The sequence below is a fragment of the Rothia sp. L_38 genome (genome assembly GCF_050689125.1).
GTDB lineage: Bacteria > Actinomycetota > Actinomycetes > Actinomycetales > Micrococcaceae > Rothia.
In genome coordinates, this window is the sequence record NZ_JBOEQD010000001.1 from 32417 (window position 1) to 49656 (window position 17240).

7 protein-coding genes and 2 riboswitches are annotated in these 17240 nt (G+C 61.2%); of the genes, 6 read left to right on the forward strand and 1 reads right to left on the reverse strand.

What is annotated here, in order from left to right; genetic code table 11:
* Positions 1-98 precede the first annotated feature (98 nt).
* Positions 99-212, forward strand: a riboswitch (glycine riboswitch).
* Positions 213-325: riboswitch (glycine riboswitch) on the forward strand.
* A 56-nt stretch (positions 326-381) separates the two neighbouring features.
* The 5 genes from gcvP (at position 382) to ACRCJM_RS00170 (ending at position 13740) form a co-directional block, all read left to right on the forward strand.
* The gene (gcvP, locus tag ACRCJM_RS00150; protein WP_431463349.1) at positions 382-3225 is read left to right on the forward strand and encodes an aminomethyl-transferring glycine dehydrogenase; all 2844 of its coding nucleotides are present in this window, start codon (positions 382-384) and stop codon (positions 3223-3225) included.
* Between the two features lie 21 nt (positions 3226-3246).
* On the forward strand, positions 3247-4365 hold the full coding sequence (gcvT, locus tag ACRCJM_RS00155) for a glycine cleavage system aminomethyltransferase GcvT (protein WP_431463350.1): 1119 nt from the start codon (positions 3247-3249) through the stop codon (positions 4363-4365).
* A gap of 127 nt (positions 4366-4492) precedes the next feature.
* Entirely contained in the window at positions 4493-6010 is a 1518-nt protein-coding gene (locus ACRCJM_RS00160; protein ID WP_272878449.1) for an L-serine ammonia-lyase, read from the forward strand.
* Positions 6011-6292: 282 nt separating this feature from the next.
* Positions 6293-9793 carry a DNA-directed RNA polymerase subunit beta gene (locus ACRCJM_RS00165; protein ID WP_237185973.1) on the forward strand — a complete coding sequence of 1167 codons (3501 nt, stop codon included), beginning with the start codon at positions 6293-6295 and terminating at the stop codon, positions 9791-9793.
* A 56-nt stretch (positions 9794-9849) separates the two neighbouring features.
* Entirely contained in the window at positions 9850-13740 is a 3891-nt protein-coding gene (locus tag ACRCJM_RS00170) for a DNA-directed RNA polymerase subunit beta' (RefSeq protein WP_431463351.1), read from the forward strand.
* Between the two features lie 133 nt (positions 13741-13873).
* Here ACRCJM_RS00170 and ACRCJM_RS00175 read toward each other — a convergent pair whose 3' ends face one another.
* Positions 13874-14779, reverse strand: coding sequence for a shikimate dehydrogenase (locus ACRCJM_RS00175; RefSeq protein ID WP_431463352.1), 906 nt, complete (start codon positions 14777-14779; stop codon positions 13874-13876).
* Between the two features lie 153 nt (positions 14780-14932).
* Here ACRCJM_RS00175 and ACRCJM_RS00180 point away from each other — a divergent pair, with 153 nt between their 5' ends.
* Positions 14933-17023: a neutral/alkaline non-lysosomal ceramidase N-terminal domain-containing protein gene (locus ACRCJM_RS00180; protein WP_431463353.1), complete on the forward strand. Its 2091-nt coding sequence runs from the start codon at positions 14933-14935 to the stop codon at positions 17021-17023.
* Positions 17024-17240: the final 217 nt, after the last annotated feature.

Genomic DNA, 17240 nt, shown 5'->3' on the forward strand with positions numbered 1-17240 from the left:
CGGTTTTATTATATTTCGATGGCGGTTCAGGTTCGCTCATCTGGTGCTTTGGGTGTAAGGTATGGCACAATAAAGGTTGATAAAACTAAAACGCCGTTACGACTGGTGCGGGAGAGACCGTACACACCCGAGGTTGAGGGACCACGGGCACCGGCGCCGAAGGAGCAAACCCTCCCCGGGAAACTCTCAGGCAAATGTACCGCTCAGTTAGGCAACTCTGGAGAGGGGCGTCAAACCCCCACCGAAGGGGCAAAATTCGCGCCCGCTACCAAGCGTGATGGGTAGCTGCGAACCAAAACTCTCAGGTTTTAACAGAGCGGGGAGGGCACCACCACAGGGCACCCCTGTGGGCAGGTTTACCCTCTACCCCTGGAGAGTTTCATGTCATTCATCGACCGCCACCTTGGCCCCCGTTCAAACGACCAAGAAACCATGCTCTCGGTGCTGGGCTACGACAGCCTCGGCGCCCTCATCAACGAGGTCATCCCTTCCAATATTCGCCTAGAGGGCGACCTCAACCTGCCCGCCCCCCTGTCCGAGCTTGAGGCCCAGAACAAGATTGCCTCCTACGCCGCCCAGAACCAGGTCAAGCACCAGATGATTGGTGCAGGCTACTACGACGCCATCACCCCGGCCGTCATCCGCCGCAACATCCTCGAAAACCCGGGCTGGTACACCTCCTACACCCCCTACCAGCCCGAAATTTCCCAGGGCCGTCTCGAAGCTCTGCTGAACTTCCAGAACACCGTCATGGAGCTGACCGGCCTGCCCATCGCCAACGCCTCCCTGCTCGATGAGGCAACCGCTGTTGCCGAGGCAGCTGTCATGATGCACCGCGCCAACCGCAAGGTTAAGAACGGCTTCTTCGCTCTCGATGCCCGTGCCCTGCCCCAGACCCTCTCGGTCGTCCGCGGCCGCGCCGAAGCCCTGGGCATTCCCTTCGTGATTACCGACTTTGCTGACGGCCTGCCCGAAGGTGACCTCTACGGCGTCATTATCTCCAACCCCGGCCACGACGGCGAAGTTCGCGACATCGAGCCGCTCATCAAGGCCGCCAAGGACCGCGGTGCCCTGGTCACCGTCATCGCCGACCTGCTGGCCCAGACCCTGCTGACCGCCCCCGGCCACCAGGGTGCCGACATCGCTGTTGGCTCCTCCCAGCGCTTTGGCCTGCCCTTCTGGTACGGCGGCCCCCACGCTGCCTTCATGGCTGTCTCTAAGGGCATGGAACGCAACCTGCCCGGCCGCCTGGTCGGTGTCTCCAAGGACGCTTTCGGCAAGCCCGCCTACCGCCTGGCCCTGCAGACCCGCGAGCAGCACATCCGCCGCGAAAAGGCCACCTCTAACATCTGTACCGCCCAGGCCCTGCTGGCTATCGCTGCCGGTGCCTACGCGGTCTACCACGGCCCTGAGGGCCTGCGCGCCATTGCCAACAGCCTGCACGACAAGGCCTCCCGCATTGCTGCTGCCGGTACCGCAGCCGGCCTGAAGCTGGTCCACGACACCTTCTTCGACACCGTCGCCTTTGAAGCTGAAGGACGCGCCGACGAGTTGGTCGCCAAGGCCCTGGAAGCTGGCATCAACATCCGCCGCCTCTCCGCCGACCGTATCTCTATCTCGGTGGGCGAATCCCACACCGAGCAGGTACTCGAAGCCCTGGTTGCTGCCCTGGGTGGGGAACTGGGGGAGACCGACGCCTACGAGCTACCCGAGGCCCTGTTGCGTACTGACGACTACATGACCCACCCGGTCTTCCACCTCTACCGCTCTGAGACCTCCATGATGCGCTACCTGCGCTCCCTCTCAGACAAGGACCTGGCCCTGGACCGCACCATGATCCCCCTGGGCTCCTGCACCATGAAGCTCAACGCAGCAGCCGAGATGGAACCCATCTCCTGGCCCGAGTTCGCCTCCATCCACCCCAACGTGCCTGCCGACCAGGCTGCCGGCTGGAAGGCCCTGATTGACGAGCTCTCTGCCTGGCTGGTTGAAATCACCGGCTACGACGCCATCTCCCTGCAGCCCAACTCCGGTGCGTCCGGCGAATACGCGGGCCTGCGCGCTATCCGCGCCTACCACGAGGCCAACGGCGACACCCAGCGCACCGTCGTCCTGATTCCCATGAGCGCCCACGGCACCAACGCTGCCTCTGCCGCCCTGGCGGGTCTGGCCGTTGCCGGTGTTGCGACCGCTCCCGACGGCTCCATCGACGTCGAAGACCTCAAGGCCAAGATCGAAAAGTACGGCGACACCATCGCCGGCATCATGATTACCTACCCCTCCACCCACGGTGTCTTCGAGGAGCAGGTCGTTGAGGTCTGCCAGCTGGTGCATGACGCCGGTGGCCAGGTCTACGTGGACGGCGCCAACCTCAACGCCCAGATGGGCCTGGCCCAGCCCGGCAAGTTCGGTGGCGACGTCTCCCACCTGAACCTGCACAAGACTTTCGCCATTCCCCACGGTGGTGGCGGCCCCGGCGTCGGCCCCGTCGCTGTTGGCGCTCACCTGGAGAAGTACCTGCCCGGCAACGGTTTTGAGGCGGACGCCGACGGCCAGCTGGCAGATGCACCCCTGCCCATCTCCCAGGCCATGTTCGGCTCAGCCGGCGTGCTGCCCATCTCCTGGATGTACATCGCCATGACCGGTGCCGAGGGCCTGCGCGCCTCTTCAGAGACCGCAATCCTCTCGGCCAACTACATTGCCAAGAAGCTGGGCTCTCTCTACCCCGTGCTCTACGCGGGTGAAACCGGCCTGGTAGCCCACGAGTGCATCCTGGATCTGCGCGAGCTGACCGCAGCGTCCGGCATCACCGCCGAGGACGTCTGCAAGCGCCTCATGGACTACGGCTTCCACGCCCCCACCCTGGCCTTCCCCGTGCCCGGCACCCTCATGGTCGAACCCACCGAGTCAGAGTCCCTGGCTGAGCTGGACCGCTTCATCGAGGCAATGACCAACATCCACGCTGAAATTCAGGAAGTCATCGACGGCAAGGTTAGCGCCGAGGAATCCGTCCTCCGCAACGCCCCGCACACCGCCGAGGTCGTCACCGCCGACGAGTGGACCCGCCCCTACCCCCGCTCCCAGGCAGCCTACCCCGTCCACGAGCTGCGTCTGAACAAGTACTTCACCCCCGTGAGCCGTATCGACGGAGCAGGCGGCGACCGTAACTTTGTCTGCGAATGCCCGCCCATGGAAGCCTTCGACCTCGAAGTCCACAGCGCCTAAGGCAAGAAAGGTCTAACCCCTATGTCATCCCAGAAAACTGCCCTCTACCAGGTCCACGCAGACCTGGGCGCCGCCTTCACCGACTTTGGCGGCTGGGACATGCCCCTCAAGTACACCAACGACGTTGAAGAGCACAAGGCTGTGCGCTCAGCTGCCGGTCTCTTCGACCTCTCCCACATGGGCGAATTCCGCGTCACCGGCCCCGACGCCGGTGCCTTCCTGGACTACGCCCTGCTCTCTAACATGTCGATTCTCAAGGTGGGTAAGGCCAAGTACTCCCTGCTTTTGGCTGAGGACGGCGGCGTCATCGACGACCTGATTACCTACCGCCTGGGCGAGGAAGAGTTCCTGGTCATTCCCAACGCCGCTAACGTGGCAGCCGACTACGAGGCCATGAGCGCCCGCACCGAGGGCTTTGACGTGACCCTGACCAACGAAACCGACGCCACCTCCCTGGTTGCGGTTCAGGGCCCTGCCTCAGAGGCTATCCTGCTCGATATGGACCCCTCCGACGCCGAGACCATCACCTCCATGGGCTACTACGCCGCTGCCCCCATCCGCTTCGGCGATATTGAGGCCCTACTGGCTCGAACCGGCTACACCGGTGAGGACGGCTTCGAAATCTATGTCGCTAACGAGGACGCCGCCAAGCTCTGGGCTCTGGCAGCCGAGCGTGGCGAGAAGCACGGGGCTATTCCCGCAGGTCTCGCGGCTCGCGACTCCCTGCGCCTTGAAGCCGGCATGCCCCTCTACGGCCACGAACTGGGCCGCGACATTACCCCCTTCGAGTCGGGCATGGGCAAGCTGGTCGAGATTGCTCTGACCAAGAAGGCCGCCAACTTCGTGGGTAAGGACGCCCTGGTTCAGCTTGCCGAGCAGGCCCCGGCTCGCTCCCTGGTCGGCCTCAAGGCCCAGGGCAAGCGCCCGGGCCGGGCAGGCTCCAAGCTGGTAGACGAGAATGGCACCGAGATCGGTGAGATTACCTCGGGTATTCCCTCACCCACCCTGGGATACCCCGTTGCCATGGCTCTACTGGCCACCGAGCACGCTACCTCAGGTGCGACCGTCAACGTCGATATCCGTGGTAAGGTTGCTCCCTTCGACATCGTCGAGCTGCCCTTCTACAAGCGCGAGAAGTAGGCCACGAGCGCATCTCGATTAGAACCCTGTGCTACCGTTACCCCGCCACGATCGGTCGGAAGCCGGTTGGTAGCACAGGGTTCTTTATGACCTAGGAACCCCTTGACACCCCAAAGGAGCATCACCTATGGAGCTAACAGCCACCCCCGATTATCTTTCTGAACCACCCCACTCAGAAGCACAAACCAAAGCCGAAGCCCTGGACTACGACATTTCCGTCTTCGAGATGTTCTCCATCGGTATTGGCCCTTCTAGCTCCCACACCGTGGGTCCCATGCGAGCCACCAACCGGTTCATCGCTGAACTGATTGATGCTGGCACGCTCAAGGACGTCACCCGGGTTCACATCGACCTCTACGGCTCCCTGGCTGCTACCGGCGCCGGGCACGGCACCATGAGCGCAGCCATTAAGGGGCTGGCTGGTTTCGTGCCCGAAACCATCGATATTGCTGCCGCCGAGGCTCTCATGGACCGCAACCAGGTGGACGGTACCCTGCCCCTGGCAGGCTACCCCTCAGCTGCCTTTGAGTCCGGCGCCCCCGGCCCCGAGGCAACCAAGGTGAGCGGACCCGTCCTAACCTACAAGGAAGCCGATATCACCCTGCGTCCGCTCACAGTGCTGCCCCGCCACACCAACGGCATCAAAGTCACCGCCTACGCGGGGGAGAGCGTGCTGCTGGAGCGCACCTACTTCTCTATCGGTGGCGGCTTCATCGTTGAAGAACACGAAGAATCTTCAGGCTCCACCGGGCTCTCCAAAGCCCCCTACCCCTTTGGATCGGGCGAAGAGCTGCTGGACATGGCCAACAGTGCGGGCCTTTCCATCGCCCAGCTCAAGATGGAAAACGAGAAGACCGAACGCAGCGAGAGCGAAGTGCGCGCCGGAATCCTTCATATTCGGCAGGTCATGAAGGAATGTATTGGCTCCTCCCTGGAACGCATGGGCTACCTGCCCGGCCCCCTCAAGGTGCGCTGCCGTGCTGGCCAGTGGCACCGCGACCTACTGGCTGAAGACCCTAAGAAATCCCCCGAGTTTGCTATCGACTGGGTCAACCTCATTGCCCTAGCGGTCAATGAAGAAAATGCCTTTGGCGGGCGGATTGTCACCGCCCCCACCAACGGGGCGTCCGGCATTATCCCGGCCGTGCTGCACTACGCCCTCAACTACGTGCCCTCGGTGCGCCACCGCGGCCAAAAGGTCATTGATGACGCCGTGGTTGACTTCTTCCTGGCTGCCGCCTCCATCGGGGCCCTCTACAAGAAACGGGCCTCCATCTCTGGTGCTGAGGTGGGCTGCCAGGGTGAGGTGGGCACTGCCTCCTCTATGGCGGCAGCCGGCCTTGCCCAGGTCATGGGCGGTACCAACGAGCAGGTAGAAAACGCCGCCGAAATTGCCATGGAGCACAACCTCGGCCTGACCTGCGACCCCGTCGGTGGCCTGGTGCAGATTCCCTGTATTGAGCGCAACGCTATGGCGGCCTCCAACGCCGTTACCGCCGCCAAGATGGCCCTGCGCGGGGACGGCCAGCACCGGGTCTCCCTGGACCAGGTCATCGAAACCATGCGCCAGACCGGCGAAGATATGTCGCACCGCTACAAGGAAACCTCCATGGGCGGTCTGGCCGTCAACGTGGTGGAGTGCTAGCCGGAGTTTGCAAAAGTCGCAGAGATTGGGTATAGACAGCGCAAATGTTTTGCTGTAGCATGAATATTTGCGCTTCCCTAATCTTCTGTGCCTTCATATAGCGGTGGGCAGGTTGTAACAGGTTTTAAGTACGCCCCAGTACCCCGAACATCAATCTAGCCACTATCCCAGCACGGCACAGGTGCTATGACAGGCTGGTTTGCCTCTTCAACGGGTCCTTGAGCGTACCGCCCCTGGTGGGGGAGCGGGTACGAACAGACATGTCTGTGGAAGGATCCAATCTTGGTCGCCTCGAGCACCTCTAACACTGAAGCCGCTAACGGCGTAGGTTCGCAGCGCCGAATCTCATTCGCAAAAATTGCTGAGCCCCTGCAGGTACCTAACCTGCTCGCGCTCCAGCTCGACAGCTTTGATCAGCTCGTCGGTAACGAACGCTGGGCAGCCAAAGCCGCTGTAGCAGCAGAAACCGGCGATACCTCCGTCAGCCAGACCTCAGGTCTTGCCGACATCTTCGAAGAAATCTCCCCGATCGAAGACTTCCAGGGCACCATGTCCCTGTCCTTCTCCGATCCCGAATTCGCCGACCCCAAGTACACCATGGAAGAGTGCAAGGATCGCGATGCGACCTACGCAGCTCCCCTGTACGTCAAGGCCGAATTCATGAACAACAACACGGGCGAAATCAAGCAGCAGACCGTGTTCATGGGTGACTTCCCCCTGATGACCGAATCCGGCACCTTCGTAATCAACGGCTCCGAGCGTGTCGTTGTTTCCCAGCTGGTTCGCTCACCCGGTGCCTACTTCGAAAAGACCGCCGACCGCACCTCCGATAAGGACATCTACACCGCGAAGATTATCCCCTCCCGCGGTGCCTGGTTCGAACTCGAAATCGATAAGCGTGACCAGGTAGGCGTCCGTCTGGACCGCCGCCGTAAGCAGTCCGTCACCACCCTGCTCAAGGCCCTGGGCTGGAGCGAAGCCAAGATTCTGGCTGAATTCGGTGAATTTGACTCCATTCGCGCCACCCTTGAGAAGGACACCGTCCAGACCCGCGAAGAGGCCCTGCTTGACATCTACCGCAAGCTGCGCCCGGGCGAACCCCCGACGGTTGATGCTGCCCAGAACCTGCTGGACAACATGTACTTCACCCCCCGTCGCTACGATCTGGCAAAGGTCGGCCGCTACAAGGTCAACCGCAAGCTCGGTATCGATACCCCCGTCAACGACCCCTCAGCATCAGTGCTGTCCCAGGACGACATCGCAGCCATGATTCGTTACCTGGTCACCCTGCACGCAGGTGGCACCAGCATCAAGGGCATCCGCGACGGCCAGGAAGTCGACATCCGCGTTGACGTTGACGACATCGACCACTTCGGCAACCGCCGCATCCGCGCCGTGGGCGAACTGATCGAGAACCAGATCCGCACCGGTCTGTCCCGCATGGAGCGCGTCGTTCGCGAGCGTATGACCACCCAGGACGTCGAGGCCATCACCCCTCAGACCCTAATCAACATCCGCCCCGTGGTTGCCTCCATCAAGGAATTCTTCGGCACCTCCCAGCTCTCCCAGTTCATGGACCAGAACAACCCGCTGGCAGGTCTGACCCACAAGCGTCGTCTTTCAGCTCTGGGCCCCGGTGGTCTCTCCCGTGACCGCGCAGGCATGGAAGTGCGAGACGTGCACCCCTCCCACTACGGCCGTATGTGCCCCATCGAAACCCCTGAAGGCCCCAACATCGGTCTGATTGGCTCGCTGGCAACCTACGCCCGCATCAACCCCTTCGGTTTCATCGAGACCCCCTACCGTATCGTCAAGAACGGTCAGGTCACCGACGAGGTCAAGTACCTCACCGCCGATGACGAAAAGGGCAACACCATCGCTCAGGCTAACGCGCCCTTGAACGCAGACATGACCTTCGCCGAAGAGCAGGTCCTCTGCCGTGCGGGCGACGGTTCTGGCGAAGCTGTGCTGGTAGACGCCTCTGAGATTGAGTTCATGGACGTCTCCCCCCGCCAGATGGTGTCTGTGGCAACCGCCCTGATTCCCTACCTGGAACACGACGACGCTAACCGAGCACTGATGGGTGCTAACATGCAGCGTCAGGCCGTTCCCCTGCTCGAATCAGAGGCACCCGTCGTTGGTACCGGTATGGAGCGCTACGCAGCTCTTGACTCCGGTGACTCCGTCGTTGCTAAGAAGGCCGGTGTGGTCTCTGAGGTCTCCGCTGACCTGGTTGTCGTCCGTAATGACGATGGCACCACCACCTCCTACCCCATCCTCAAGTTCCAGCGCTCCAACCCCGGTAACTGCTACAACCACCGCGTTGTGGTCAAGGTGGGCGACCGCGTTGAAGAGCGTAGCCTGATTGCCGATGGTCCCTCCACTGACAAGGGCGAGCTGGCACTCGGTAAGAACCTGCTCGTGGCTTACATGTCATGGGAAGGCTTCAACTTCGAGGACGGTATCATCCTGTCCCAGCGCATGATCTCCGATGACGTGCTCACCTCAATCCACATTGAAGAGCACGAAATCGACGCCCGCGACACCAAGCTGGGTGCTGAAGAGATTACCCGCGACATCCCCAACGTCTCCGAAGAGGTGCTCTCAGCCCTCGACGAGCGCGGCATCATCCACATCGGTGCCGAGGTTGAGGCCGGCGACATCCTGGTCGGTAAGGTCACCCCCAAGGGTGAAACCGAACTGACCCCCGAAGAGCGCCTGCTGCGCGCCATCTTCGGTGAGAAGTCCCGTGAAGTCCGTGACACCTCACTCAAGGTTCCCCACGGCGAGTCCGGTACCGTTATCGGCGTCCGTATCTTCGACCGCGAAACCGACGACGAAGACCTGCCCAGCGGCGTCAACCAGCTGGTTCGCGTCTACGTTGCCCAGAAGCGCAAGATCACCGTCGGCGATAAGCTGGCAGGCCGCCACGGTAACAAGGGTGTTATTACCAAGATCCTCCCCATCGAGGACATGCCCTTCATGGAAGACGGCACCCCCGTCGACATCATCCTCAACCCGCTGGGCGTTCCCGGTCGTATGAACATCGGTCAGGTACTCGAAGTTCACACCGGCTGGCTGGCCAAGCAGGGCTGGAAGATCGAGGGCAACCCCGCCTGGCTCGATAAGCTCCACAACTTCCCAAAGGAAACCGGCCCCACCAACGTCGCAACCCCCGTGTTCGACGGTGCCGGTGAAGAGGAACTGTTCGAGCTGCTGGACCACGCTAACCCCAACCGCGACGGCGACCGCCTGATCAACCGCTCAGGTAAGGCCCGCCTGCTCGATGGCCGCTCCGGCGAGCCCTTCCCCGAGCCGGTATCCGTTGGCTACCAGTACATCCTGAAGCTGCACCACCTTGTCGACGACAAGATCCACGCACGCTCCACCGGCCCCTACTCCATGATCACCCAGCAGCCCCTGGGCGGTAAGGCCCAGTTCGGTGGCCAGCGCTTCGGTGAAATGGAAGTGTGGGCACTGGAAGCATACGGTGCCGCCTACACCCTGCAGGAAATCCTGACCGTCAAGTCTGACGACGTTCACGGCCGCGTGAAGGTCTACGAAGCCATCGTTAAGGGCGAGAACATCCCCGAACCCGGTGTGCCCGAGTCCTTCAAGGTCTTGATCAAGGAAATGCAGTCCCTCTGCCTGAACGTTGAGGTTCTCTCAACCGACGGTAAGACCATCGAAATGCGCGATGTAGAAGACGAAGGCTTCCGAGCAGCAGATGACCTGGGCATCGACCTGTCCCACGCAGAGCCCAGCTCTGTCGAAGAGGTCTAAACCCTCCCATCTGTTCGAACAAGACTTCAAAACACTAGGAAAGAGATAAGGACCAAATGTCCAACGAATCTTCACTTGGTTTGATGCGTATTGGCCTAGCGACCTCCCAGAACATTCTGGATTGGTCCTACGGCGAGGTTAAGAAGCCCGAAACCATCAACTACCGAACCCTGAAGCCCGAGAAGGAAGGCCTCTTCGACGAGCGCATCTTCGGCCCTACCCGCGACTGGGAATGCTACTGCGGTAAGTACAAGCGCGTGCGCTTCAAGGGCATCATCTGTGAGCGCTGTGGCGTAGAGGTAACCCGTGCCAAGGTGCGCCGCGAGCGCATGGGCCACATCGAGCTGGCGGCTCCCGTGACCCACATCTGGTACTTCAAGGGCGTGCCCTCACGCTTGGGCTACCTGCTTGACCTGGCTCCCAAGGACCTGGAAAAGATCATCTACTTCGCCGCCTACATGATTACCCATGTGGACGAAGAAGCACGCCACGAGGACCTGCCCAACCTGCAGGCCGCCCACGACCGCGACAAGAAGGTCCTGCAGGACCAGCTCGCAGCCGACATCAACCTGATCGCTCGCGAAACCGAAGAGGAACTCGCCAAGATCGAGGCTGACGGTGGCAAGGCCGCCGAAAAGCGCAAGCTGCGCGACGCAGCCGAGCGCCAGATGGCGTCCGTCCGCAAGAACGCAGAACGCGAAATCGAGCAGCTCGAGCGCGTCTGGGACCGCTTCAAGAACCTCAAGGTCGCCGACCTTGAAGGCGATGAGGCCCTCTACCGTGGCATGGTCGACAAGTACGGCATGTACTTCGAAGGCTCCATGGGCGCAGAAGCAATCAAGAAGCGTCTTGAGAACTTCGACATGGAAGCCGAAGCAGAGGCACTCAAGGACATCATCCAGACCGGTAAGGGCCAGAAGAAGACCCGCGCCCTCAAGCGTCTGAAGGTTGTCAACGCCTTCCTGACCACCGACAACTCCCCGCTCGGTATGGTACTGGACTACGTTCCCGTCATCCCGCCGGAACTGCGCCCCATGGTGCAGCTCGACGGTGGCCGCTTCGCGACCTCCGACCTGAATGACCTCTACCGCCGCGTCATCAACCGCAACAACCGCCTCAAGCGTCTGCTGGAACTCGGTGCCCCCGAGATCATCGTCAACAACGAAAAGCGCATGCTGCAGGAAGCTGTTGACTCCCTCTTCGACAACGGCCGTCGCGGTCGCCCTGTCACCGGTCCCGGTAACCGCCCCCTCAAGTCCCTCTCTGACATGCTCAAGGGTAAGCAGGGTCGTTTCCGCCAGAACCTGCTGGGTAAGCGCGTTGACTACTCGGGTCGTTCCGTTATCGTCGGTGGCCCCACCCTGCAGATGCACCAGTGTGGTCTGCCCAAGCAGATGGCTCTGGAGCTCTTCAAGCCCTTCGTCATGAAGCGCCTGGTTGACCTCAACCACGCCCAGAACATCAAGTCTGCTAAGCGTATGGTTGAGCGTTTCCGCCCCCAGGTGTGGGACGTTCTCGAAGAGATCATCACCGAGCACCCCGTGCTGCTGAACCGCGCACCCACCCTGCACCGCCTGGGTATTCAGGCCTTCGAACCCCAGCTGGTCGAAGGTAAGGCTATCCAGCTGCACCCCCTGGTCTGTTCAGCATTCAACGCTGACTTCGACGGCGACCAGATGGCAGTCCACCTGCCCCTGTCACCCGAGGCTCAGGCCGAGGCCCGCATCCTCATGCTGTCCTCCAACAACATCCTGAAGCCCTCAGACGGCCGCCCCGTTGCGGTCCCTGACCAGGACATGATCATCGGTCTCTTCCACCTGACCACCGCCCGTGACGGTGAGAAGAACGAAGGCCGCCTGTTCTCGTCCTACGCAGAAGCCATTATGGCTATGGACCGCCACGAGATTGAGCTCTACACCAAGGTCAAGATCGTGCTGGACGACTTCGTACCCTACGAGGGCTGGGAAGCCCCCGAAGGCTACGAGCCCGGTCAGCCCGTCCTGGTAGAAACCACCGTCGGTCAGGTTATCTTCAACGAGACCCTGCCCGCCGACTACCCCTGGTACACCGGCGTTGCCGACAAGAAGTCCCTGGGTGCCCTCATCAATGACCTTGCTGAGAAGTACCCCATGCACGTGGTAGCCAAGACCCTTGACGCGCTCAAGAACACCGGCTTCTACTACGCTTCACGCTCAGGTGTGACCGTTGCGGTTTCCGATATCGCAGCGCCCCCCACCAAGCCCGCCATTATGGAAGGCTACGAGGAGCAGGCAGCCAACATCGAATCCCAGTTCGCCATGGGTCTGATCGACGACGTCGAACGCCGTACCGAACTGATCGACATTTGGACCAAGGCAACCGACGAGGTCGCCGAGGCCATGAAGGAAAACCTGGCTGAGAAGAACACCACCATTAACCGCATGGTCACCTCCGGTGCACGCGGTAACTGGATGCAGGTTCGTCAGATTGCAGGTATCCGTGGTCTGGTGTCCAACACCAAGGGTGAGATTATGCCCCGCCCGATTAAGTCTTCCTACCGTGAAGGCCTGTCGGTTCTGGAGTACTTCATCGCAACCCACGGTGCTCGTAAGGGTCTGGCAGATACCGCGCTGCGTACCGCAAACTCCGGTTACCTGACCCGTCGTCTGGTTGACGTTTCTCAGGACGTCATCGTGCGCGAGCACGACTGTGGCACCCGCCGCGGTCTGACCCTGCCCCTGATTGAGAAGGACGCCTCTGGCAAGGTTTCCCTGCACGAGAACGTCGAGTCCTCAATTCACGGCCGCGCTCTTGCTGTTGACGTTGTGGCTGAAGACGGTACCGTTCTGGCTGCTGCTGGCGCCGACGTTTCAGATATCGTCATTGACGACCTGTTCAAGGCCGGTATCGAAGAGGTTCGCGTCCGCTCCGTACTGACCTGTGAGTCAGCAGTTGGCGTTTGTGCCCTCTGCTACGGCCGTTCCATGGCCTCAGGCAACCTGGTCGACATCGGTGAGGCCGTCGGTATTATCGCGGCTCAGTCCATTGGTGAACCCGGTACCCAGCTGACCATGCGTACCTTCCACACCGGTGGTGTCGCATCGGCTGACGATATTACCCAGGGTCTGCCCCGTATTCAGGAACTCTTCGAGGCCCGCACCCCCAAGGGTGTTGCCCCGATTTCAGAGGTCACCGGTCGCGTTACCATCGAGGACACCGACAAGTCCCTCAAGGTCGTTGTCACCCCCGATAACGGCGATGACCCGGTAGCCTACCCCGTGCTGCGTCGTGCCCGCCTGGAAGTTGCTGAAGGTGACCACATCACCGTCGGTACCCAGCTGGTCTCCGGTGCTGTTGACCCCAAGGAGATCCTGCGTATCCGCGGTCCCCGTGAGGCTCAGAAGCACCTGGTGGACGAGGTCCAGGGCGTTTACCGCTCCCAGGGTGTAGGCATCCACGACAAGCACGTTGAGGTTATCGTTCGCCAGATGCTGCGTCGTATCACCGTCATCGACTCCGGTGAGACCAACCTGCTCCCCGGTGAGCTGGTTGAGAACATCGCCTTCCAGAACGCCAACCGTGCGGCTCTGGCTGAGGGTAAGCGTCCTGCCTCAGGTCGCCCCGAGATGATGGGTATTACCAAGGCGTCACTGGCTACCGAGTCCTGGCTGTCTGCCGCGTCCTTCCAGGAAACCACTCGCGTCCTTACTCAGGCTGCGATGGAAGGTAAGGAAGACCCGCTGGTCGGCCTCAAGGAAAACGTCATCATCGGTAAGCTCATCCCCGCCGGTACTGGCCTTGCCATGTACAACGACATCGAGGTTGAGCCCACCGACGAGGCTCGCGAGGCTCTGTTTGCTCAGGCCGCAACTCCCTACAATGATTTCAGCTATGCCGAGACCAACGAGGGTGCTATCAGCCCCGAGTTCCAGGCTATTCCGCTGGATGACTACGAGTTCGGTAAGTAAACCGTCCGCCGTTAGCCCGGTATAGGTAAGGCCCTTCCCCGCGTATCTGCGGGGGAGGGCCTTGCTTGTAGGTGTATGTTGAGTCCGCGCGAAGAAATAGGCGGACGGACGGGCGCCTGTTTGCGGGGAAATCTTAGGTGAGCTGGTTGCCCTGTGCTGCCAGGAGCTTTTCGAAGTGGGTCAGGAGTTCTGCCCTGTCTGGGCTCAGCCCGGTGATAAGTTCAAAGGCATCGGCTGCCTGTCCCACTGCCATAATCCCGCCGGGTAGTACCCTGCACCCTATAGAACGGGCTTTCTGTATGAGCGGGGTGTTCTGGGGTAGGTAGATGACGTCGAAGACCCAGAGTTGTGGGTGCAGATAGTCCAGGGGTAGGGGAGTGCCGGGGCGGTGGTGCATGCCGATGGGAGTGGCGTTGACCAGGCCGGTTGAGGCGGCAAGGGCTTCAGTAAGTTCGGCTTCGGTGACGGCGCGGACGGTTGCACCCGGGTAGAGTGCGGCCAACTGCTGGGCCTTGGCGGAAGATCTTTCAATATCGACATCAAATAGATTGAGCGTTCTAGTTCCTAAACTCAGCAGGGCATCTGCGGTGGCAGAGCCCGCCCCGCCGACACCTAGCTGGGTGACGGTTGCCAGGTCCTCGGGGGCTGGGGCCAGCCCCTGGGTTAGGGCAGAAGCAAAGCCACTCACATCGGTGTTGTACCCGATGAGCCTTCCCTCCCGCGCTACCACCGTATTGACAGCCCCCAGCCGGGCTGCGGCGTCCGACACCTCATCGAGGTACTCCAGAACAGCCTGCTTGTAGGGGAAGGTGATATTGAAAGCGTTAAAGCCAAAGTCAAACCCCCAGTGCAGCAGATCTCTAACGGGCAGCACACCGGCTGCTCGCGCCCCGGGGCCCAGAGCATCAAGGTCGATAGGGCGGTAGAGATAGCGCACACCTGCCCGGTCTGCTGCGAACTCGTGCAGGGGCGGAGTAAGAGAGGCCGTGATACCGCTACCTAGCAGGCCGACCAGGTAAGACTCGTTGGGGGTGCTCACTCGTGCTGTCCTTTTCGTGGGGTTAAAGTTCTTCCGTTCTACCACGAATCGCGGGGCAAACCCAGCTAGCTGGAAGAGGCTCCGGTCGGTAGGGTTATTTGAGCACACTTGAGCGGCCTCAGCTGCTCACCTTTCGCACACTTTGAGGGTTGAATGAAACTATCACGACATGTAGGGGTCAAGCTCGGCGTCTTTGGGGCTGCCCTATCGTTAGCGGCTGGAGCCTATCTGATCCCGTCCCAGGCCGACGTTGAGCTGACACCGGCGGGCGTCAACGCCCAGAATCTGGCCCAGCTGGTGAGTTCCACCCAGCCCACCGCTGATAACCCCTACCTGGTAGGGGCGGGCGTTGCCGATATCACCGGTGAGGTCGCCGAGGTAGCCTTCGTGGGCTACGGTACCGATGCCCAGAAGGGCTCGGGTATTCATACCCGCCAGTACGCCCGCGCCTTCGTGGTCATTGACCCTGCTAGCGGCTCCCGCAACCTGATTGTGGTACTCGATGCTCTGAGCGCCTGGAACAGCATCCGCGCTGAACTGGTGAACCGTATTCAGGCTGAGCTCGGCCCCGAGTTCACCGAAGCGAACATTATGATTACAGCCTCCCACAGCCACGCTACCCCCGGCGGCGTGAGCAAGGACGTGCTCTACAACCTGGCAACCCTGGGCTTCAACGAACCCACCTTCAACAACCAGGTCAACGGGTCTATGCAGGCTATCCGCGAGGCACTGGCCGACCTGGCTCCCGGTAACGTGACGGTCTCCAGCAGCCAGCTCACCGGTGTGGGCGTCAACCGCTCGGCGGTAGCTCTGGAACAAGACCCGGCCAACCTTACCGACGAACTTATTAACGGGGTAGACCCCACCAGCACCACCTTCCGTTTTGAGCACGACGGGGTGACCCGCGCCGTCCTGAACTGGTTCGCTATTCACCCCACTTCTCTGACCAACCAGAACACCCTGGTCTCTTCAGATAACAAGGGCTATGCCCAGTACCTGCTCGAAACTGTCGATCACGGGGTCAACCTCAACGCGGGTTCCGAGGACGATGCCTTCATCGCGGCCTTTGCCAACAGCAACACCGGTGACGTCTCGCCTAACACCATGCTGCAACCGGGCATGGGCCCCACCAACGACATGTTCACCAACCTTGAGATTCAGGGAACCAAGCAGGCGGACGCCGTCCGCACCCAGCTGGCAAGCGCGGGTACCCCGGTGGGGCAGGGCCTGGACTCCCGCATCACCTATGTGGATTTCTCCAAGGTGCAGGTGGACGCCCGGTGGACGGGCACCGGCTACGCGGGCTCTACCTGTAACGCCTCGCTGGGTGCCCCCTTCGCCGCCGGCAGCGTGGAGGACGGCCCCGGTGCGGCAGGCTTCAATGAAGGGGCTAACGCGAACAAGGTCTGGAGCGACTTCAACTGGCTGGCCTACAGCTCGTCCGCTGATCTAACCTCCTGCCAGTACCCTAAGGCCAACCTGCTTGCCGTCCACGAGAAGGTGCAGCAGAAGCTACCTGTACAGGTGATGCGCTTTGGCAACTACTACCTACTGGGTATGCCCGGTGAACACAACGGGACCGTGGGCGTACAGTACCGCCAGGATATGGCAGCCCTGCTGGGCGTTGACGAGTCGCAGATTATCGTGCAGGGCTACACCAACGCCTACAGTCACTACGTGAGCACCCCGCAGGAATATCTTTCTCAGCAGTACGAGGGTGGGGCTACTGTCTTTGGCATCAACACCATGGGGGCCTTCCGCCAGACCCTCAACACCGTGGCGACTTCCCTCCGTGATGGCACGGAGCTGCCGCTGGGCGATAAGCCTTCCGTACGCACCCCCATGAAGAGCGCTGTGGGCAAGGTATGGTACGACCTGCCCGGCGCTGGCCACTACTACGGTAAGGTGCTCACCCAGCCCGCCAACACTGCCCGGGGCGCAACCGTCAGCGCTCTCTTTGTGGGTGCCCACCCCAACAATGACCAGCAGCTCAATTCAAGTTACCTTGAAGTTCAGCGTCTAGAGGGTAACCAGTGGGTGACCGTCGCCGGCGATAACGACCCGGCTACCCGCTTCCGCTGGAAGCGGCACCTGGCGGCCCAGTCCCGCGTGACCATCGAATGGAAGATTCCTGCCGATGCGGTTCCCGGCACCTACCGGATTCTCTACCACGGGGATTCCAAGAACGGGGTCGGCACTATCACCCCCTTCACCGGGGCAACCCAGAACTTCACCGTCAGCTAGGCGGGCAGGTTCCTTCAGGATGCGGACGCCGGCACCCCCTTTCCCCTGGCAGGGGAGGGGAGCGCCGGCGTCCTTACTCTTTTAAAAGCCTTAAGTGCCAGACATCACCCCGATTAAAGGGCTTAAAGCTGCCCCCAGAGCACACAGGGGGTAGATTAAGCCTTTCTAACCAGCTAGAGTAGTACCTGGAGTACTTAGCAGTAGTATCTACTGCCCG